10 protein-coding genes are annotated in these 22,834 nt (G+C 44.4%); all 10 read right to left on the bottom strand.

All coding sequences use genetic code 11. The annotated features are described in order from the left end of the window. Positions 1-173: 173 nt before the first annotated feature. The 10 genes from HI950_RS19900 to HI950_RS19855 all read right to left on the bottom strand — a co-directional run bounded on the left by HI950_RS19900 (position 174) and on the right by HI950_RS19855 (position 22,830). The gene (locus HI950_RS19900) at positions 174-1,439 is read right to left on the bottom strand and encodes an Nramp family divalent metal transporter (protein WP_169088025.1); all 1,266 of its coding nucleotides are present in this window, start codon (positions 1,437-1,439) and stop codon (positions 174-176) included. Between the two features lie 345 nt (positions 1,440-1,784). Next, on the bottom strand, positions 1,785-8,783 hold the full coding sequence (locus HI950_RS19895) for a CBM96 family carbohydrate-binding protein (protein ID WP_169088024.1): 6,999 nt from the start codon (positions 8,781-8,783) through the stop codon (positions 1,785-1,787). A gap of 54 nt (positions 8,784-8,837) precedes the next feature. Continuing rightward, positions 8,838-11,015, bottom strand: coding sequence for a glycoside hydrolase family 88/105 protein (locus HI950_RS19890; protein WP_169088023.1), 2,178 nt, complete (start codon positions 11,013-11,015; stop codon positions 8,838-8,840). 26 nt (positions 11,016-11,041) lie between these two features. Then, on the bottom strand, positions 11,042-11,917 hold the full coding sequence (locus tag HI950_RS19885) for a carbohydrate ABC transporter permease (protein WP_169088022.1): 876 nt from the start codon (positions 11,915-11,917) through the stop codon (positions 11,042-11,044). A 12-nt stretch (positions 11,918-11,929) separates the two neighbouring features. After that, complete coding sequence (locus HI950_RS19880; protein ID WP_169088021.1) at positions 11,930-12,859, bottom strand: ABC transporter permease; 930 nt, start codon at positions 12,857-12,859, stop codon at positions 11,930-11,932. Between the two features lie 79 nt (positions 12,860-12,938). After that, positions 12,939-14,579 (bottom strand): extracellular solute-binding protein, encoded by a 1,641-nt coding sequence (locus HI950_RS19875; RefSeq protein ID WP_169088020.1) that lies wholly within the window; start codon positions 14,577-14,579, stop codon positions 12,939-12,941. A 243-nt stretch (positions 14,580-14,822) separates the two neighbouring features. Continuing rightward, positions 14,823-17,009: a helix-turn-helix domain-containing protein gene (locus HI950_RS19870; RefSeq protein WP_187768131.1), complete on the bottom strand. Its 2,187-nt coding sequence runs from the start codon at positions 17,007-17,009 to the stop codon at positions 14,823-14,825. Between the two features lie 806 nt (positions 17,010-17,815). Next, a complete protein-coding gene (locus tag HI950_RS19865; RefSeq protein WP_169088011.1) occupies positions 17,816-19,960 on the bottom strand; it encodes an alpha-L-rhamnosidase-related protein in 2,145 nt (714 codons plus the stop codon). Positions 19,961-20,008: 48 nt separating this feature from the next. Continuing rightward, positions 20,009-20,899, bottom strand: a complete 891-nt coding sequence (locus HI950_RS19860) for a carbohydrate ABC transporter permease (protein ID WP_169088009.1) — start codon at positions 20,897-20,899, stop codon at positions 20,009-20,011. Between the two features lie 14 nt (positions 20,900-20,913). Then, entirely contained in the window at positions 20,914-22,830 is a 1,917-nt protein-coding gene (locus HI950_RS19855) for a DUF5711 family protein (RefSeq protein ID WP_169088007.1), read from the bottom strand. Positions 22,831-22,834 lie beyond the last annotated feature (4 nt).

The following is a 22,834-nucleotide window of genomic DNA, read 5'->3' as shown; positions in this document are numbered from 1 at the left end:
ACATCCTAATCAATATAATATGACACATTAAATAAAATGTAAACGTTTAATATGCAACATAAATAGACAATTAATCACCATTTAAATGGTCAGTGGCAACAATTAAAAGCCGGTCTACCCGCAAGACGCAAAAAAAAGCCGCCGATTGCTCGGCAGCCTTCATGTACTTATGTCTAAAAATGAGTTAGCGTTTGGAATAGGAGAAAAATATTTAAAGAAATGATGACGAGCGCTATTGTCCAAGCCAATATATTCGTTATTTTATGATTCGCAAGATTACCCATGATCTTTTTGCTGCTTGTAAAAATAATAAGGGGAATTAGCGCAAACGGAATCCCAAATGACAAAATAATTTGACTAATAACGAGTGCTGTTGTGGGATTGACGCCGATTGCAATAATGACGATAGGCGGAATAACCGTAATGAATCTTCTTAAATATAGCGGGATTCGCCGTTTAATAAACCCTTGCATAATAATATCCCCGGACATGGTGCCTACTGCCGAGCTTGCCAAGCCTGATGCCAATAAACCAACGCCAAATAAAATGGCTGAGAATGGACCAACTAATTCGCCAAATTGTTCAAAAGCTACATCCAAATCCTGAACGTTTAATCCGTTTTTAAAAAATAAAGCTGCAGCCACAATGAGCATGCTCGCATTAACCACGCCTGCTATGACCATGGCGATTAAAATATCAATGAATTCAAAACGGAATATACGCTTTCGTTCGCCTTCCGTTCTCCCTACGATTCTTTTTTGAGTCAAGGCGGAGTGAAGATAAATGGCATGAGGCATAACCGTCGCACCTAAAATGCCCGCAGCCAGCATCACGCTGTCCACACCTTTAAATTGCGGAGTAAAAAGTCCATTTAGAATGTCTCCCGTATTAGGCTGCGAGTATAAAACCTGAAGGCCAAATGCTAATACCACAATAAATACCATACCCATGATCCCGGCCTCTAGCGACCGGAATCCTCTCCGCTGCAGCTCAAGTATCGCAAAGGAGCCTATCCCTGCAATGATCGCAGACGGCAATAATGGAATGCCGAACAATAAATATAAGCCTAACGCCGCCCCGATAAATTCAGCAAGGTCTGTCGCAATGACGACTAGCTCCCCTTGAATCCAAAGCCCAAACGATACAGGTTTAGGAAAGTTCTCCCGAGACACCTCGGGCAAATTTTTTCCCGTAGCAATCCCTAATTTTGCCGATAAAGCTTGAATAAGAATGGCCATTACATTCGATACAAGCACTACCCAAAGCAGCATATATCCATATTGAGAGCCGGCAGCGATATTCGTGGCAAAATTGCCAGGGTCAATATACGCTACGCCAGCAATAAAGGCTGGGCCTATGAACGGTAACAATTTCTTTAAGCCTTTTGTACGTCCTGATAACAACTCGTTGGCTGTATGTTCTTTTGTTGCTTCGTCCAATCAGAACATCCCCATTCCATTTATGCTTAAACCATTACACGAGGCAACGTTTCTTTGATGAATGACAAAATGTTTCCCTTGGTAAAATTATATGTGGGCTTCGTCAAATTAGCAACTTGAAGCAGGTAAAGTTTATTGTTGCCTAATTTCAGTTGTATAAAGCATATATTTCGGCATAGCCTATAAGCAGAAAAAAAACCAGTAAGATCAAGGGATTTGATCTTACTGGTTCCCCTCATTACCGGGAGAGATTTACTGCTGATATTTCATTATGAAATTGTGGTTTCCGAGGCTTTAGTCATGATTCCAACCGCCCAGCAGGATCGACTCTCCGAGCCAGTTCATTCATTGCGCTGAACTGTTTAGCTTTTGCAGCAGGTTATAGATGACCTGCGCCGTCTCACTTCTAATTGCGTTCGATCCAGGTTCGAATCTGTCCGACGATTTGCCTTGCATCAATCCAAGCCCGATCGCCTTGCCCACTCCGTCTCTAGCCCATCCGGATACGGATTCCGCATCCTCATAATGCTTCAGGCTGCCGTTACCGCTATAAGTCTGTCCTTGTGCTAGCTCGTAGGCGCGAATGATCAGAATCGCCATTTGTTCCCTCGTAATTAAAGCATCGGGGGCATAGGATCTCTCCGATACACCATGAACGAGATCCGCTTCATAAGCGACTGCTATTTCTTCCGCATACCAAGCGCTGCCAGAAACATCGTCGAATGGAACAGCGCTGGCATTTGCCGTTTTCAAGCCCAACGCCCTGACTAGAAGCGCTGTAAACTCCGCACGGCTTGTCGTTCCATTCGGCGCAAAACGATCTTCTGACACTCCCTTTACAATATGCTTGGCTGCAAGAATCTTCAAGGCGCTATAAGCCCAATGCGTCGACGGCACATCTGTGTATGTCTTGTCATACGTCATTAACGCATATCGGCTAAAATGGGATAGCCCTACCGAAACATGATCGTCAAATTCCGTTCCGCCGACATATTCCCATTCGGACAAGGCTTCATTGTAGTAATATACACCAAGCAGTTGTTTGTCGGCCGTATCCGGGTCGATGGGGAATACAACGTTAACCGGCTCGTCAAAACTGGATAAACGCGTATCCTTCCCATATGTTCGCAAAATCAATTCAATACCGTAGACCTCTCCGGCCAAGTTAGCGCTTCCTTCCGCCTTCCCGTGAACAGGCTCAAGCTTAACGATAATTTGATTATCCTGCACGCTGTCGTTCGTTGCAGCCAACGATTTCAGCACCGCAACCGGAACAATGATTCTAAGGCCGTCGCTTGATACGATCTGCACGTTGCCCGCTTCAATGCTGCCAAGCAACGAAGTGGGCAAGGACAATGAGGTTTGCTGGCCAGATAGCGTCAGCTCCACGAAACCTTCATCTGTTTCCTTCAAATCGGAAACCGCTACCGTTTTCACATTGCCAGAGTCCGTCTGTCCTTCTGTGCCGTGATGGGGCGTCGGCTTTGGAATGGTACCCGGGTTAGACGTTGGCGTCGGTGTGGTGTTCGTTGTTGGCTTTGGCGTCGGTGTGATGTTCGTTGTTGGCTTTGGCGTCGGTGTGGTATTCGTTGTTGGCTTTGGCGTCGGTGTGGTATTCGTTGTTGGCTTTGGCGTCGGTGTAGGGCTAGATGAAGGTTCAACCGGCTTCGACTGTGTCGAAGCAGACAACGTAGCCGATTGCACCGATTCCCCCACCTCGTTAACCGCCGTTACTTTGTAATAATAAAGTCGGCCGCTCCCAAGTCCTGAGTCCGTGTGGGTCAAGGCACCATACGCCACACCAGTAACATTCGAGAAGCCCGTATCCGGCTGTTCAGAACGGTAAAGTCGATAAATGGTTGCCCCCTCGACCCCTTCCCAAGCAAGTGAAATCGTGTTTACGGTCGAGCCAGTTTGCCGTAATTCGGTCGGTGTATTCGGGACTTGAACAGAGCCGGGGTCAATCAAGTGTTGAGCGTCTCGCAGGAGGTATGTTGCTGCGCCCTTCGAAATGAGCTCCTCGCTATGCTCCCGCACTTCATCGATGAAGGACTCCAAATCTTCTTGTTCCAATTTCTCTAGCAGCAGACTGGAAATTTCAGTATCGCTGATCTGACCATCGTTTGCAAAACGTGTGACCAGTTCCTTTAGAGTGTCGATACTTGTTGAGGTTTTGAATGTAAGGCTCTGAATGCTTTCGTTGCCTGCCCTGTCGCTTACACGCACGACATAATTATGAACACCAAGCGGCAACGTATATAGAGAAATTGTCGGCCCTGGTTGAACTGCATTCGAATCCAACGTTACCGTTTCAGTATCTACGCCAGACACCTCATCCACCACTTCAATAAGGGGTGTCATATCCTCAGAATTCGGATAAGTCTCATCATATGTCACCCCTGTTACCGTAATGACAGGCGCGACCGTATCCCGTTTGACTCTGATACTTTTCTCCTCTTCTACATTGCCCTCTTTGTCCGTTGAACGATAGTAGATCGTATGCTCACCATCAGAATTAATGGTTAAAACATCCGTATACTCTTCCCATACGTCACTTCCATCCAACCTGTACTCTGTCTTCGCTACGCCTGACAAGTGATCTGTCGCAGACAGGGTCACTGTAACCGCGCTTACGTACCAGTCATTCGCTCCATCCGGCTCACCCGACATAACGAGAGCTGTCGTCACAGGAGCGTTCGTGTCCGCCTCCACTTCAAAGGTACGAATCGTTCTGCTCAGCGAGCCATGGGAGATGACAATCTCCCCAGAGTCCCATTCAGAGGACATATAATTTTCACCGTTAATGGTGCTTACAGCGTCATGTGACTTGTAGGCGTTGAAATCAACCGGCAATCCATCGATCTCTCTTACATCGGAATTATAGTCCAACTTGATCAACTTGCCATTCAATCCTTGGTACTGGACGTAATATCCGTTGTTAATGACATAAGTAATCGGATGAGCGACCTCATTGGCCAGAATGGCTGTGATGAAGTCCTCGAACGTTCCGGAAAACTCTTCTGGATCTGCCACTTCCAAGATAAATGCCGTATTCTGCGAATTAATTTTCGCCTCAATATCCGCCCATCTCCCGGATTTCGTCCAGCTATACTGAGCGATATCGTTCACGACACCATCCTTTAGCATCTTAACTGCGGCATACACGTTATTTTTTCTGACGAATACCCAGCCCTTGTTTTCTACAACCTCATCCAAATGCTTTCTGGGAATCCAAAAATGGCTGAACTGCGCATAGTTCGTTATTTTATGCATGCCAAGCATGACGTTTTCTTCTTGAAAATATTTGTAGGTCATACTTTTGTAGTCACCATTCCAATAGGCATGTGGCGATGCTGTATCTGTTTCATTCAAGCCTGGATGACTGTCGAAAATAACCGCATCCATCGATTTCCCGAATGTTAGAGACCACGGAATATCCTGAAATCCTTGGAAATCTTGGCTGGTAAAAGGTGCAACCTCCTGTTGGACTATCGAACCCAATGTATATTCTGGTGTCACATGGGTGTACTTCTTCAGCGTTTCCGTCTTGTTCCTAGTAGGGATGTCCGGAATCGTATAAACAGCCTTCTTTTCCTTATTCGTCAGTCTCTTGTTTCGATCCCGGGCAAGAGCATACAGCACATCCGATGGTCTATATGTGCTTATTGGCAGCAACCCAGCCTGTACATTAACCTCCGCATAGTCTTCGTCCACATCGACTATAGCCGTATCAAATAGAAAATCCACACCATAATTGGAATGACCATACAACATCGTTTTCGGTGAACCGACATAGGTTCGACCATGAGCGCCACCCATATTGGCGTCTAACGAATCAACTGCCATATCTGCCATCAGATAGTCTAGCATATCGAAAGCCATATTTTTTACAGTTTCATCTTTGGAAAAGGTATAAAGCATGGATAAACCGCCAATATCAATTCCGTAATAACTGATAGAGTCAAACTCCCCCATCCCCGTCTTCAGACGAGAATTCATCCAGTCGCGCAAATATCCAGTAAACATCGTCCGATTTTCCAACCCTGTCTTTCCGTTCCACATCATCGCATCCGGCCAAAGTTCGCTAACGAGGTAGCCGCTGGCAAAATATATGAGCCGATGATTCTCGGACATAAATTCCGTCGGGTTGGAATAATCAATCTCCTGTAACAAGTGAGTCATTCTCTGCCATACCGCATCGGAAACATTCACTCTGCCGTCAAGCATATTATAGAGAATCAACATCTGAGCAAAGTAAAAATCCGCTGCTCCATTTGCTCTGCCGTTTGGCCTTCCCTCATCCCAAATCACTTCGTCTATCATCCAGTTGACGGCATCATCATAATTTTCCTCTTCGGGATTTAACATCATTTTCCCGAAGATTTCAGTTAAGTACATAAAATGCTTGGCATAAGGAGGACGATCAGACTTTTCGTATGCGCTGCGCAATTTGTATAGTAAATTTTCTTGTCTCATTGCCGTGCCGCCTTTGACATATTCCAATTCTGGAATTGCTGGGGCTGCTCCAGTTATCGTTAATGCCAGATCAAGCGGCAAATTATGATAAGCAGCCTGAATGGTTACAATGTCTCCTGCGGCTGCATTCGGTTTGAACCGAAATGTATCTCCGCCAAACAGTTCCGCTTTATCCGCCCCTGAGTTGATGCTAAAGGTAAGCGCAGGATCTTTGGTAATGTACTTCGTTTTTCCAGCGCCATAATGGGCTTTAATCGCAGTCAGCTCTGCCAAATCAACGGTATCGTAAATGTTTACTTCCACATTCGATTTATCTGCCGTAATCGAAGAAGGCTCTCCCTCAGCGAGCGATCCTCCTTCCAGCTTTCTGATCCGGATGTCGTCAATGTAGACTACGCAATTCTCTGCCCTAAACGCAAAGCCGCCACTCATATCTGTACCAGAAGCATAGTACTGAACCACATTATCGATAGAAAAGATATACTGATTACTGATGGCTTTGGCGGAAAAAGTATGCCAATTGTCATCAACAACATTTACTTTAGGTCCCGGTGAAGTGCCAATTCGCATGTAATTATCATCATTATCGTGCAGTATCCGGTAAACAAACGGAAAACCGCCCTCACCCAAATATTCATTCTGAATTGCTTTACGACGCATCAGTACTTCGAACGCAGTATTGTAATCTTTCAGATCAATCATTGGAGTTACGATTTTGATCTTACCTTCAATTTCATAATTGGTCCAATCTTCGTCGCCCATCAGTCTGCTGACACCGTTTGAAAGCCGGTAAACCTGACTGCCAGTATCATTATCAATCACCAAATCTGTACCAGGGACCGACAGCCATTCAGGTTGAGACACAGTTCTGAGGCCTGGTTCACCAAATGATTCAAAAATATCCTCATTGTTTACAGTCAGTTTAGCTGTATAATTCTTTACTTTATACGGGTTCATGACATCTGCAGCTGTAACGGTAATCTCATACTCACCTGCGACAGTGGGCGTCATTGTTCCAGCTTCCTGATCAAAACCAAGTGAAGCCGGCAGAGAACTGAAAGTCACTTTATCATTGGGTATGACCGTATAAGAATATGCCGAAGTATATGCTCTTACTTCAAAGCCCGTCGTCTGACCTGGGGAGACAATCGCATCCTTAATAAACAGTTGTATTCCCCGAGCCATGTGCAGTTTCGTAATTTTAAGCTTGTCAAAGTAGGCTTTCGTATTCTCAGTCTGCAAATATGCCTTTCCTTTGGTCAATGTAGTTAAATACCTGCCTGAGCTTACAAAATCGACACCGGATAAATTATCATTCTCTCCAATGAGGGTTGTCGTACTAACTCTCTTCACGCCGTCTGGTGCGTTAATACTGAAAACTAGATTATCAAACATCGATGATGGCGAACCGTCATATGGATATTGGGAAATGAGCCGATTACTGATCATCGCCGACATTTTAACATAGGTATCATTAAAGCTACGATTAGTTTTATTAAGTATCCCTGCCTCAGTTGAACTAAACGCGCCGTAATACCACTCATTTAGTGCATTTGCATTGTTGCGGGAAATGCCGATCCGATCTCGATAAGCCGGCTGGGCTGCGTCATATTTGTGCGTAGCAGCATTGTATTTCAACGTATCCATATAACGAAACACATAATCTTTGTTATCACCGCTGTTCCGCAAATGAAACGAAATCCCCCCATTGCTACCAGCGTTACTGTTTAACTGCTTAACATCCGCTTCAAGCATATATTCGGAATCTGCATCTGAATTTCCATAATCGCCTTCAATATCCAAGGTGCGTTTAATTCCACCTATTCCATCGATCATTAGAGCATGGTTGCCCGATTCTTCTTCTACAACAGCGATAGCCGCATCGTTAGACGGTACAAAGGATGGAGTAGCTCCCTCGAAATCTTCATTAACGACTACTTGGCCGGCGACCCGGATCGGCGTTTCATCAAAGTTATTAATATTCAAGACAGAGGATTGTCTAAGTCCTCCGAGAACAGCGGATACTTGAGCGACACCGGCACTAAGGCCCGTAATCTTTTTCTTTTCGGTATCCACTTTAATTTTATCTGTTTGCACAGTAGAAACTGAAGCATTATCCGTTACGTCCACCTTTTTACCCTTATCAGTAGTTGCAACCACGCGATACTCCGTCGCTCCGCTTACATTTATATTCCGATTGGTCAGTACTAGACGAAGAGACGTGAATGTGCTGTAATTTTGTGCAGTCATAATCAGTTCCGGCTTCATGTTCGATTCTTTGGAATAGAAGTTGACGTGACTTTCAGAGGAAGCAGCACTATCGACAGCTAGCATAAAGGCCGCTGTCCGATCTGTCATCTGGTTTTTAATAAAATCAGTAACATCGAATTCCACTACAGAGTCGGTGCTTGCAACATTAATTTGCTGAAGCAATGTAGCCGATGTGGGGGCATTATTCCAGGTAACGCTCCCTTCCTCCCAGTCTTCATCCGCATCAGATAAGCCATAAATACCTACAGTTCGGCTGGCATCGATTCCCTTTGCTATAATATGAATCTTTATTTTTGCTTGTTGTACGTCATTATCCAGAAAATCCGAAAAATCGAAACGTAAAAAAGATTTGCGGGAATAGGTTTCATTCGTATCATTTTTCACCTCGAGAGTGCCTGCACTCCCATAATTCGTGTTCACAAAAGTTCCGCCGCGTACTGTAGCATCTGCAGCAGGAATATAATTAACAGCAGCTGCCTTCACTTCAGTTACCTCCATTCCGGGCACACCTGGAATTCCAAATGTACTTAATAAGATCGTAATGACTAGAAAACAAATACATTTCTTTTTTAATTGACCATACGTTAATCTTTTCAAGCCGCCATCCCCCCTTCAAAATGGTAACCTAGTAAAGATTTGCTTTCATTTTTTCTATTTCTCCTTCAGTAAGATCATTTCTGCCGCTGCCAGCAGAATAATGCCTGTACCATGATCATCATTGATATAAGTAGGAATATCGAAATAATAGGAAGATTCCTTTGCACAACCTGAACCGAGACATACGCCATATACATTTCCTTCAACATCTATACAATGATGCAATAAAGCCAGCCAGCCTTTATTCACCACCTCCAAATATTCACTATCCAACCACCCCAAGCGAATTCCTCTTGCGAGAGATAATACAAACATTGCGGTACATGAGGTCTCCTCATATGAAGCGCTTTCATTTAACACCTGATGCCACATTCCGGATTGATTCTGATAGGAAGAAATACCTGCTGCCAGTTCCTTGAACAACTGGAGAAGCTTATCACGCTCCGGATATTCGTTTGGGAGGTTAAGCAGTATTTCTGTTAATGCAAAAATGACCCATCCGTTTCCCCTTCCCCAAGGTACTCGACTATTCACATCCTCCAGCGGAAAATAAATATGAGCATACAACTGTTTGTCCGGCATCCATAGCTGCCTGTGGAAGCCTGTGGCTTGACGTATGACCTCATCAAAATAACGGGTATCCCCCGTCAATTCACCCATTCGTACGAGAAACGGGCAGCTCATAAAAAAATCATCCGCCCACATCGTTTCGACCCGATAAAACGTGCCGTCTAGCATCCGAGGTACGTCATTCATGACGGCATTGCCTATCCGATCAATTACCGGCAGCATGGATTCGCATCCTGTGCGTTTATAGGCTTCGATAAACATAACGCCGATCGCGCCGCATGGATCAAGCTCCTCCAAATGCTGAGCGCGCGGAATTAAAGACGGCACTCCGTAGCGCTTGGCGTCCCAGAGCGCATAATCATGATACTGGGCCATGACAGCCATGCTATCCGTTGCATAACGAATCATCTCGGTTGACCCTATCGTTTCGGCCGCTTGCAACAGCCCGTACAGTCCAACCTGGATGGCATAAAACCATTGGCCAAAAAAGAAGCAGTCCAAATAAGGCCTGACAAAGGTGTCGGGAGATGCAAGGCGCCAGTAAGCTTTAGCCTCATCTTTATCTGTAGCATACAGATTCTCAAAGCCTATTGGAGCCATCTCTATTTCAAATTTCTGATCCAGCAGTCCTTCCGCTTCCACTCCCGAATGGCCAAATGGCCCTATATACAGCCAACGTGCGTCATCGCCGCGCATGGAGTCCAATTCGGGTACTCCATCCGCCCTCTGCCCGGTCGCAGTATCCGTAATTTCCGCCTTAAATCCCCATCTGCCTGCCTCAGCATGACGAACACATTTAATAAGCACTTGTCCCCGTGGGTTAGTTGAAACAACCTCGATTTGAATCTGACCGGCAGCAGTTGAACGATACACCTCCATACCATCAATCCAAACTTTAATCCCGCCTTCATGCACGACATACAACATTAAGGAAGCGCTATCATTATTTGAATAATAAGTCATTCCATAAGCACAAGCAGTATTCGGACCGTACATTTCTGAAAAATCCGCGAACTGAAGCCCTGTCTGTGCAGAAATAGCTGGCTCCCACGAGGAGAACTGACCCGACAACGCTTCTGCTTCAAGATTTAGTAACGTTTGACTGCCCTGCCCGCCGGCCTCCGGAACGAAAGGACCGGTGTAGGCAAATCCTTCCTCACCTTGCAGCACCCGCTGCGGAAACGTTGGACGCGTTGAAAATAAATAGTCTTTGGCCCACATTCCCGGATACCTCGGAAATGCAATAATAAGATCGAATCCAAAGCGTTGGCGATCCCTTACACATTGCAGAAGCAGTACATTCCACCCTCGCTTCATCTTTATGGGAATCGTCTGTGTGTCAGCGTACATCTCACCGTTGAACCACAGCTTCGAGCTGCCTTTTGCAGTAAGGATGACATCCTGCTCTCGGTCGGCATGAAATCGGGCTGCAGCATAAGCAATGGAGCCTTCCTTCGCGTCAGGCCAACAAGCCGTAAAATCAGCTTCATACGGTCCGAATGGCGTTTTCTGTTTGATAAGTTGTTCCATGTATGGTCGCAGCCGAATCGTCTTTCGCGAACGAGTCTCAAGCATCCGCTCCGTTACGCAAGCGATCACTCCAGCAGGGTCTGTAACCCCTGCCTGAAATATCGACTTTCCCTGGTTCATTTCTTCATTCATGGCCTTGCCTCCCTCACTGTTAATCTTTATCCTTTTAATGCTCCGATCATCATGCCTTTCACAAAATACCTTTGCAAAAACGGATAAAGGGCCAAAATCGGAACAGTAGCAACGATAATGACAGCATATTTGAGCGTCTCAGCCACTAATCCTTTATCGAATGAATCCGTTCCGACTAACATGGCTTCGGTATTGTTTTGCACCAGGATTTCTCGTAATACAAGCTGCAGCGGATACAAATCTCGATCGCGTATAAAGAGCATCGCGTTAAACCAGGCATTCCAGTGGCCGACTCCATAATAAAGCACCATAACCGCTAGGACGGGTAGGGACAGCGGCAAGACGATTTTGAATAATACCGTCAAATGTGTAGCCCCATCCATTGTTGAAGATTCTATTATCTCCTCCGGTATGTTCATAAATGACGTTCGCATCAATATTAGATTAAACGTATTGACGGCTGTCGGTATAATGAGTGCTAACAACGTGTTGTCCAGATGAAGACCTTTGACCGTCAAATAATAAGGAACCAAGCCGCCGCCAAAGAACATTGTAAACACAATGATCATCATAATGGGATTGCGCCACAACACATTATTGCGGGACAAAAAATAGGCACCGAGCGAAGTCATAAACAAGTTGAATGTAACTCCGGTGACAACAATGATAATTGTATTCAAGTACCCGCTCATAATCATCCGGTTTTCTAGCACCAAGTTGTATGCTTCAAGCGAAAAGCCGGCCGGTTTCAGCAGCAACCCCTGATGGGCCAAATAATCTGCTGGATTGCTTAGCGATGCGAACAATACATACAGGATTGGATAAGCGGTAACTAATGAAAGCAGCAAGAGTATTAGTACATTTGCGACAATAAATCCTTTTCTGCTGATGCTTGTTTTCACTCTGTCTTCCTCCTACCATAAACCTGATTGATTGATTTTTTTACTAAGCCAATTCGCACCGATAAGTAATATAAAATTAATGGTGGAATTGAACAAACCTACGGCAGAACTGAAGCTCCATGCGAATTCTTGCAAACCTTTCCGGAATACATAGGTTGAGATAACGTCCGCGGACTCATAAATGGCCGGATTGTAGAGCAAAATGATTTTCTCATAGCCTACACTCAAAATGCCTCCAACCTTTAGAATGAGAAGAATAATGATGGTTGGAGCAATTCCTGGAAGTGTAACATGGAGCGTTTGTTTCCAACGTCCGGCGCCATCAATCGTAGCCGCCTCATACTGCTGCGGATCAATGGAGCCCATCGCAGCTAAATATATAATCGATCCCCAACCGATCTCCTGCCAAATCTCTGAAGATACATAGATGGGAACGAAATAGCCCGACTTATTCAACATCGTTTCTGTGTCACCACCGAAAAAAGCGATGATCGTATTAATAATTCCAGTATCGCGAGTAAAGTCGATGATCAGGCCGCACACCACGACCAGTGAAATAAAATGTGGCATATAAGTAACCGTTTGGATGAACCGAGAAAAAAAGCGGCTTTTAACTTCATTAATCAGCAAAGCCAAAATTATCGGGGCCGGAAAGCCAAAAACGAGTGAAGTCAAGCTAATGACAAGCGTATTTTTAAGAATGCGCCAGAAATGATAACTGTTGAAAAATTCTTGAAAATGTTCGAATCCAACCCATGAACTTCCCCATATGCCTTTGGTCGGCACAAAGTCTTTGAAAGCAATAATTGCACCATATATCGGCATATAATGAAAAATAATATAGTAAAGGAGCACTGGCGAAACGATGAGATACAATGAATAGTTTTTCAGCCAGTCCTTGCGAATTTTACTGCGCAGTGTCTCATGGACTTGCACACTCATACTTACACCTTCCCCTTGTTTATAGGCCGGGATGGATAATGTAACTAGAAAACCATCCCCCCGGCCGACAGCCATAATGCTATCTATTGTTGTATCGTTCCAGCGCAGCCTGTTGCATGCTGATCGCTTTTTCAATCCCTAGCTTTTTCATTTGCTCTACGTATTTGTCGAAATTGCTGATCGGTTCCGAACCCATAATGAATTTAAGTAACATTTCATTCTCATAGGTCGTAACTTCATTCATAATTTTTGCCATCTCACCCTGCTGCTCGTTGGTAACAAAGATTGGCGGAAGGAAATGCTTCGCCGCATCCGTATTGATCCATGTCGCTCCCGCTTCTGCCTGTACCGGAATCATTGTCTGCATGATATCCGGATTCTGAATGAACGGCCCCATATCATGCGACAACGTGTATTTTGCCATCGCTTGGCTAATCGGCAATTTGTCGGGATTGTTAAGAATCAGATCGGTAAAGACAGGATTATCGTTATCCATCGTGTAACTTATGCCTTCAATGCCGAAGTTGGCGAGCCGCATCCCCTCTTCGCTGTACAGAAAGTCCAAGAATTTAGCAGCCGCTTCTTTATTCTTGCTATTGGCTGAAATCGCCGCCCCGAAACTAGTGAATGGTAAGGAATATTGTCCAAACTGCGGTCGTTCCCCCTTATTCAATACTGGATACGGAGCGCCGATGACCTGGAATTTGGGATCCTTGTCCTTCATAGTCGTCGTCCATTTCGCCACGCCGCTGGCTGCACTGGCAACGGTTGCGCCTGATTTGCCATTCATAATGTTGGCATCCACCGTTTTCGTATCCAGTGTGGCGAAGTTATTGTCGAGCAATTTTTCGGAAAACCACTGATTCATCGTAGTAAGAAACTCTTTGTACGCCGGTTCAATCGGTCCGTACTTAACCTGTCCTTCATCCGTATAGAAGCCTTTGGTAGTCCCGTAGGCACCGATAAATGTTCCCCATGACAGAACAGCCTGAATATTCCAATATGGACTAAACGGAGCTTCCGCCCCTTTCTTTTCTTTGAATGCCGTAAGCATCGTATGCCATTCGTCCATCGTCGTCGGTACCAGAAGTCCTAGCTCATCTAACCAGTCTTTACGAATAACCGGCCCCGCCGATACGAGCAACTTTTGATCACCGCGAATGAATGGGAATGAATAGTAGCTACCTTCATCCGTCTTGACCATCTTGTCAATGTCCGGATTATCCTGCAAATACTTGGACAAATTCGGCGCTTGCTTTGGCTGCAAATCATTCAACCTGGTGATGACACCATCGGAAATCGCTTTCTCCGGTCCTCCGGGGTATTGGGTCCAGTTGTACCAAATGATATCAGGCAGGTCACCGGAGGCAATCATCAAATTAAACTGTTCATTTTCAGTGCCAGCTGCAGGATGAATGAATTCTACTTCCACGCCTGTACGTTTTTTTAGTTCTTTTGCAAATTCCGTTTCCGCAATATTTTTGAAATTAGCCGATGTATTTGCAGCCAACGGGAGCCAATATTTCAGTTTTACCCCCCCGCTAATCGGATACGCTGCCTCCCCTTCCGAATTTTCCTGAGAAACCTCTGACCCTGTCGTTTTCTCGGGATCTTTCTCCTCTCCCACTGGAACATTCCCTTTCGTGCACCCGGCCGTTGTTACGATAAGCATGGCCGCAGCAACGATTAGCACAAACATACTCTTTACACGTTTACTCATTGTTAGCCTCCCCCACATTTTTTACTGTAATTTTGCAAAGTCGATGTCGACATTCATAGTTTAGTCGCGATATCTCCGAACCGATAGAGACAGAACCTAATAGCGGGGGACAATATCTCAAAAACGTATCCATACAGGAAAAAATAAAACGACTACGAAAGGGACAATAGCTAGAAACAAGGGACTTTTTACAAAAAAAGAAGGCCATCCAGGAGTTACTGGCTGACCTCTTGTCGTTTTGAATTATTCAATCGCCTCTGAATATTTGCCTGGTGTAACCCCTTCATATTTAGCGAAAATGCGACGAAACGTACGAACGTTGGCATACCCGACCATCAGAGCGACGGCCTCCATATTCATGTCCTGTTCCTTCATAATTTGTTTCGCCTGCTCTATGCGGTATTTTCCGATAAAATCCAGAAGTGACTCTCCTGTGCCATCTTTGTACAGCTTCGATACATAGGCAGGGTGCATATCGATTTGTTCAGCAATGGAAGCAATGCTCAGGTTAACATCATTGTACTTGACCGCTACGATATCAGTAACTCGTTGAAGAACGTCATTCGCCCGTTTTCCTACCTGCTTCTGCCCTACAGAATCGCAAATACTGCGTAATATATTTTTTAGCTGCTGCTTCATTTCACTAACCGTCTGGCAACCCAGCAGTCGGTCAATCGGATTAAGTTCTTCCAAGAAAACGTTATCATAGATAGCGCTTATTCCATTAATTGTTTTTATCATCGTACCGACAAGATCTACAAAAAGACATTTGGCAAGTTTGAGTGGAAGCTTGCGCTGCTCCAGATTCTCCTTAAATACTTCGTCTATAATCGCTTCGGCAGTACTATAATCGCCTGCCTTGATGCAGTTCATTAACGCCTGTTCTTTCTCAAGCGGATAATAATACTCACCATTGGCTCGGGGCAACTCCGTATCACTATATTCCATAATTCCATTCACACCATAAATGCTCTGGTATTCCCTGACCTCCAATGCTTCGTAATACGCCTTCGAGATTCCCGTTATTGATATATGCAGGCTACTTAGTGCAATCGTTACCGCAACCCGGTAATTGCTCTCCATAAATTTTAGCGCTTTGTTTGCAACTTCAGTAAAATCACGCTTCCATGTAAGCTCCTGTGTCTCTCGAAAATTGACAAGACAAACGACGAAATCGTCTAGCTCCATGACAAATCCTTGATGAGCTTGAATCACCAACTCTTCTGCCACATTCATTACCGCAAAGCGCACTAGCGGAGGTGATATGTCATTGTAATCTTCAACATTAATGATCATGACAGCAAACTGATCGGATACGAAATCGATTTCATGCAAATTCATCAACTGTTCCAGTTGAATCGCACGATCCCGCCCTTTGAACATTTTCTCGAGAAAATGATCGCGCATAACGTTCTTTTGCCGCCATAATTTGCTTCCCATTTCCTTATTTTCGAGCAATGTGGAATAAATCGCCTGTTGCATAAAATCGTACTCATTGAATCTCTTGCTGCCAGCCCTATCTTCGTTTTTCTTTTCTTGGAACATGTCGAGCATTCCACGTACAGGCGAATAGTTGCGACGTACGAAAGCGTAAGTTAGACCACAACCCACGAACAGGCATATGAGCAAACTCATCATTGTCGCTTTCTTGATACCTTCCAACTTGTCCCAGAAGATATGCTCAGGCATCATGACTACATACTTCCAATCCGTTGTGTATGAACTAATAAATGAAATGACCAATTTCTGGTCACCATCCTGCACCTTGAGAGTACCGCTATCGCCGCTTAAATCACTATAAGTCACCGGTAGTGGCCCATCCATTGAATGAGTAGAAGCAAGTACCTGATTGTTATCATCAATAATAGCTGCCACACCGTTGTGCAAATAATCTTCTGCATTATCCACCCAAAACTTCGCCTGATCCAAAAAAATGACGATGTTACCTTGACTCGTCCCGTTTTTCCCTATCGGAATCGAGCGAATAAAGGCCAGATCATTGCCAAGCTTCACAAAATCACCTTGAAAATAGCCGTCCATATCCTTGATCCAAGCACTATATCCTTCGCTGCCTGTCCCATACAAATTATGATAAACAGTTTTGCTAGTATTACTTAATTCCGGTGTAACGATCGTATCAATGGCTTTGAAATAGACAAAGTAATCATTCCACCGATTAGATGATTTGAACACCTTTAGGCTTTCGAAAGCTTTGTAGAGTGTAAAATATTTTTCTGACTTCAGCGGCTCCTGGAAGGTCAGCAGTTCCTGCACTTGAGGATTTAAGGCGATTTCCACACTTAGTCGATTCGCATCCTCAAGCAGTGTGTCCATATCTTTTTGTACCTTGGATAGTATTAGATTATTTGATCGGTTAACTTCATCAACGATTGTTTGATTAGATTTCACATAAATAAAAACACCTGTCAATACGGGTACAAGCAAAATTGCAATATACGATATTAGCCATGAGAATATGATGCTGCTTCGTTTAAAAAACATTTTATGCTCCCCCTCGGTCGGCCCTGTATACTGCTACTAAGCTATTATAGCTATCCGGTACACTTCTGTCTAAAAAATGATCTAACAGAAAACACATTGGTAATGCGAATATCTCACCTTAAAATGGGTAATCATGCCCTACGTCAACTAGCAGTAACTCAAAAAAGCCAAAGCTCTGACGAAAGAACTTTAGCGTCGACGTTAAAAACAGATTATTGTTCTCGACATAATCTTATTATAAGAGCGCTTTCTTGACGAGGCCATGAACACAATTGAGATATTTCGAAAAAAAATATACAAAGGAGACATTTCATGAACTATTCGATGTCTCGATTATTCATACTGGATGTAACGCGAATGCAAACCCTGAGTCATAGCAAGAAGTCTGTAGCATTAGAAACGATTGATCAAATTTCCTTCCTTTTTAGCTAAACGCACTCCTTCTAATAAAGATTGAAGCGCAGATCGAAATAAACAGCATTTTAACTGCAAAAAAAGATCTCCCTTGGAGTAGGAAGACCTAAGTAGTAAAGCAATTTGCCCAAATCGAAGAGGGGAAGCATATATCTCCCCCCCCCTTATAACTACCAATACTTACTACAGCGGATACTCGTGCACGGTAAAGCTCGACTGGTACTCCGTTTATCGTTACTTTATAATCGTTCGATACCTCTTCGTTATCAGGAATGGAATGAATATGCACCAATTAAAAACCCCTTTCTAAATGGTCCGCACTAACAGCCGTTAGAAAGTGTATGAAGAACCGTTACCCCCTCGGGCGCTTGAATGTTCGCATGGATGATGTCATTACCGTCCAAATGCCAATCGATCAAAATGATGCCATTCGGTGTTTGTACAGATCCGCGACATTCACGAATGCCTCCCACCGGCTTCGGGTTAAACCGTACAGTCGCAAATCCGGTATCAACCGGCTCCACGCCAAGCACAGTTTGACAAATCCATTGAACGGGAGTACTTGACCATGAGTGGCATAGGCTCATCCGATAAGACTCATAAGCTGTATAAGTGGTCAGCTCGTCATGAAAGTCTGGTCCGGAATCCAGCTTGAACGCCTCCCAGAAAGTAGTTGCCCCCTTCTCCAACATGCCTCCCCATACGGTCTTGATGATATGATATGCTTCGTTGTGTCTTCCAAATAATGAATAGCATTCCGCCAATTGATACGCGGACAAAGGAGTGAAAGGATCTTGAAGTTCATAATGATCAAGAAACTCTATCGCTTTTCCCTTTGAGACATAGCCGCTTAATATACCCAGAACCTTGGTGGCAAGCAAATGAGTATCTGCCAAAAACTTATCTTCCTTCAACCAGGCTTCCGGCCACTGGAAATCCAGCTCCAGCTCCTGTAATTCATCAGCTATTCGCATTAAATCTTTACGGGTCATCCTATAGATGGCTTGAAGCGAAATCAGTCTCTCCGTCTGCGTTAAGGGAGTCCATTCAATCAGGATGCCTTCCTGGACATTCAGCCCGCCTTTTTCTAAATCGGTATTTGCTTCAACCCACCCTATATGACGCTTTAACGGCTCTTTCATTTCCATGAGAAATGATTTATCCCCCGTATGAAAGTAATATTCGCAAATGGATTTAATCCACCAAAGGGTATATTCGCATATGCCATTCATCCAATGGCCGTAAGGGGTCCCTATTCCAAGCTCCTTGATTGCACGCCGAATGACTTTATGATCCTCCCACAAATAATAGCAAGATTTAGCAGCCAGATAAAAGTCGAATGTCCAGTTCAAACGATCGCGCTTTATGCCGTCCCACAAACCGATTTGATGGCAGATCCGACTGGTATGGGCGGAAACATCGAATATGGCATCCACCATTGGCATGTCAGTCTGAATCATTCCCGTTTGGCGAAGACCGACGTGAACCGATTGAAATTCTAGCTTCACTTGAAAGTCCTCACCTTGTTCTTCAAAGATGAAGATGCGTATAAACCGAAATCCTTGCGGAAGGTTCCATTCGGTTTGACCTGCTGGTATCTCCATCCATTCCGTAATGCAGCCATCGTAGAGATTCAGTTCCTCTAGTGATTCCGCACCGTTCCAAAGCAGCTTCACACTACTTCTGCCGACATTTGAAGCATAGAAACGACAGTTGTATTCTTTCCGCAAGTCGAATAAGACGGAAGCTGTATTAGATAAATCCAGCGTATTTTGCCATTCACGCATTTTCTTCCATTGCGTCTGCTTTCGCAGATGATAGAACAGCTCCAAATTCTCCGAGCGAATAGAGATCATTTCTAGATTTCTACTGCTCTTGCCGGTCAAAATGGCAACTCCATTTGCTACTTCTGCTTGCATATATTTCGCTGATACGGCGTCGATATCAGGCAGAGGATATGCCTCAATATCTCCGAACCCGCCACAGACGAACCAATCCGGACTGTTATACAAATCTCCGAATGGCTCTTCACCAAGGTTGCAAATGATGGTTGCACTCTCGCCATCTACCATCCATCTCTCGTCTGTCGGCAACCAATAGTTATCTGCCTCCAAATAGGCGATCATCCCCACTCGCCTATCCCCTAAATAAGAATTGACATCTGCAATGGGGATAAACTTGCTGCAGCTCATATCGATCTGTATCTCATACTCACCTGCTGGGAGCCTTTGCGGAAATTCATCTATTCTCATCCAACCGTCGATATTGGACGCCTCTTCTTCCTTCTCAACCAATAGCGAATGATTCAAACGAATTTTTGCAGCCCCAATAAATGAAGCGTGAAAAGAAACGTTCAGTAACTCTCGATCGATTACAAACTTAAGCGAAAAAACGGCTGCAGGCCGTTTTTCCCTTTCGTTATGCCATATCCATTTCGGAAGTACCTTTAAATTCATGATCGTCATATTCTTTTTCTCCCTGCTTCTCAATTCCTTGAATTTATGCAATTACAGTTACATTTTTAAGGCGCCCTGCGTCATACCTTGGATATAATACTTCATCCCGAAAGAGAAGATCAGAATAAGCGGTACTGAAGAGATGGCATATGCTGCAAACTGAGTCCCAACATCGGTAATGCCAAATTGCTTCGTGAATTGCGTCAACCCTACCGATATAACTTGAATACTGCTATCTTGAATTGTCAGTAATGGCCAAATGTAGTCGTTGTACACCCCTACAGACTGCATAATGAATAAGGTGGCCAAGATAGGCAGAGAAAGCGGAATGACGATCTGCCAGAACACTCGCATTTCAGACGCTCCGTCAATACGCGCCGCTTCGAACAATTCACTTGGCAGCCCGGACATATAACTTCGGCAGAGAAACGTACCGAATACTTGCCCTCCGGCAGCAGCCGATATGATTATGACCCACGGTGTGTTAGTCAGATTCATACTCTCATACAGTACGTAGGAAGGAATCAGGGTTAGAATGCCTGGAATCATCATAATAGCCAGCATCATGAGGAAAAGCATCTCTTTGCCTGGAAACTCTTTCTTGGCGAATATATAACCGGATATTGCGGAAAGCAGCATGACAAGAACACTCGCAACTACTGCATAAACCAACGTATTAATAATATATCGCCATATACTGTTAAAGGCTTCGCTATAATTACCCCATTTGGCAGGTGAAGGCAGTCCCCAGAAATTACCTAAAATTTGGGCATTGCTCTTCAGCGAGCTTACTATCATGAACAAAATAGGAACTAGCATCAGGACAACGAGCAGCCCCAGCAGTATGACGATGATAATTTGATTGATGCTGATGTTTGCCTGGAACAGGCCCTTTTTTTTACTCTTGACTCCGACCTTCAATGACTTCGCATCCTGACTGGCGATCATGGTTTTGTCCCTCCTTAATCATTCGATGTTTTAATAAACTTCATGTTGATGATTGTAATAACCAGGACAATCATGAACATGCTTACACCAAGTGCTGATGCATAGCCGAGGTCATTGAATTTCGTTGCGGCATAGTACATTTGCAAGGCAGGAACGTAAGTAGAATCCATTGGGCCTCCGCCGGTTACGATCAGAATGCCATTAAAGTCTTGAATAATGCCAATTAGCGCCAAGATCATCAAAAATTTGAACTGACCCGCAAGAAGCGGCAGATGTATAGACCGAATGATCCGCGGCAAGCCTGCTCCGTCAATTTTAGCCGATTCAATTAACTCGCTTGGGATCGACAGTAGGCCTGCATAGAAAACAAGCAATTGAAGGATGCCTATAAACGGAAAACCAATAAAGATAATCGACCATATGGCGGTGCCCGGATCCCCGAGCCAACCATGTGCCCATGAGCCGAGTCCAATGACTTCCAAAAAGTTGTTGAATAAGCCTACGTTAGGATCATAGAAATTTTGCCATATTAATAGAAGCGCAACGCCTGGTATAACCATCGATGCCGTAAAGGCGGTACGGAAGCCGTATTGCAGCTTCTTGCTTCGCAAATGATAGATTAACTCTGCAGTTATCAGCGGGGGAATTAACGTTTTAATTAATCCCGTTACAATGAGCAATAATAGATTTCCAATACCTTTGGCTACGTATGGATCATGAATCATTCGCTCGAAATTATCTAAGCCGATGAAGGTTGTCCTACCGCCCGGCTGCCAGTCATAGAAGGAATGTATCAGGCCTGAGAACGCTGGATAATATTGAAATATAAAAAGGAGAAGAAACGTTGGTGCGAGACCGAGGTAGACCCATTTGGAACGCCAGATGGAATGAAGAACACCCAATCGATTTCTTTTTTTCATATACAAGAATAGAGAGAGCAGGCCTGCAAATACGACGAGTGATCCAACAGCCCACAAAATCATTCTCACTTTCGCTTTGCCCTTCGCTTCCTCAATCACACTTCCTACATCAAACTTGTAAATGGCCCCCTTACCCGCACCTGTATATAAAATCTTGCCTTCATTGTCAAATTCAACTTGCCGACCCTCGACACTTACCTTGCTTTCCCATAGTTTTATACCATTGTGATTAAATATATAGAAATAACCAGACAAATCTGAAGCACCGATACTTGCTCCATCTCTAGAAAAGCTAACATCTGTAACGATATCCCTCGTTTGAATGATAGCGTTTTCTTTTCCATCTTGATTAAATAATTCTACCGTACTCGATTTCGTACCAATGGCCATAACTCCATCATCCGACACGGAAATACCTTGAATTTGGTCACTTGCACCTACTTTATAAACAATTTCCTTATTCTCATTAATGAGGTAGGCGTACTGATCCGTTGCAGCAACGACAATCCACTTTCCATTGGGAGATACCTTGACATATTTCATTGTCGTACCGATTGTAACAGCATCTGTTTGTTCTCCTGTAGCTGCATCAATGAACAATAACTGGTCAGATCGCTGCGCAATCATGGCAAAAACAGAACCGTCCTGCGATGCAGAAATACTCTTGATTTGCTTCTTCATATCAATATCCCATAGCTTCGTACCGTCTTGCTCATAGGAATACAGATGACGGTCATCTGAAGATACGAACAGCGTACCGTTAGTCAGCAGTTCAACTCCGGTGACAACATTGCCTGTCTGCACATTAAATAGTTGGGTTCCATCTGCGCCATACATGAAGGCTTGATTGCTGTGCGTGCCAATCGCCAAGCGTTCGCCATCCTCCGCAACAGATATGGAGGTAATATTTCCTGCTCCTTCGATGGACCAATTGCCTTCAGCCAAAGCTGCCTGCGGGATAACGCCCAGAAGCAGTAATAATGCCAAAAACGTCCATGCGCTTTTTCTCATGATG

Source organism: Paenibacillus sp. PL91 (assembly GCF_012935325.2).
Classification (GTDB): domain Bacteria; phylum Bacillota; class Bacilli; order Paenibacillales; family Paenibacillaceae; genus Pristimantibacillus.
This window is presented reverse-complemented; position numbering and strand designations above follow the sequence as displayed.

Coding starts and splice junctions, on each gene's coding strand:
- HI950_RS19875 (WP_169088020.1), bottom strand. CDS start 14,579: ATGAGTAAACGTGTAAAGAGTATGTTTGTGCTAATCGTTGCTGCGGCC.
- HI950_RS19855 (WP_169088007.1), bottom strand. CDS start 22,830: ATGAGAAAAAGCGCATGGACGTTTTTGGCATTATTACTGCTTCTGGGC.
- HI950_RS19860 (WP_169088009.1), bottom strand. CDS start 20,899: ATGATCGCCAGTCAGGATGCGAAGTCATTGAAGGTCGGAGTCAAGAGT.
- HI950_RS19890 (WP_169088023.1), bottom strand. CDS start 11,015: ATGAATGAAGAAATGAACCAGGGAAAGTCGATATTTCAGGCAGGGGTT.
- HI950_RS19880 (WP_169088021.1), bottom strand. CDS start 12,859: ATGAGTGTGCAAGTCCATGAGACACTGCGCAGTAAAATTCGCAAGGAC.
- HI950_RS19865 (WP_169088011.1), bottom strand. CDS start 19,960: ATGACGATCATGAATTTAAAGGTACTTCCGAAATGGATATGGCATAAC.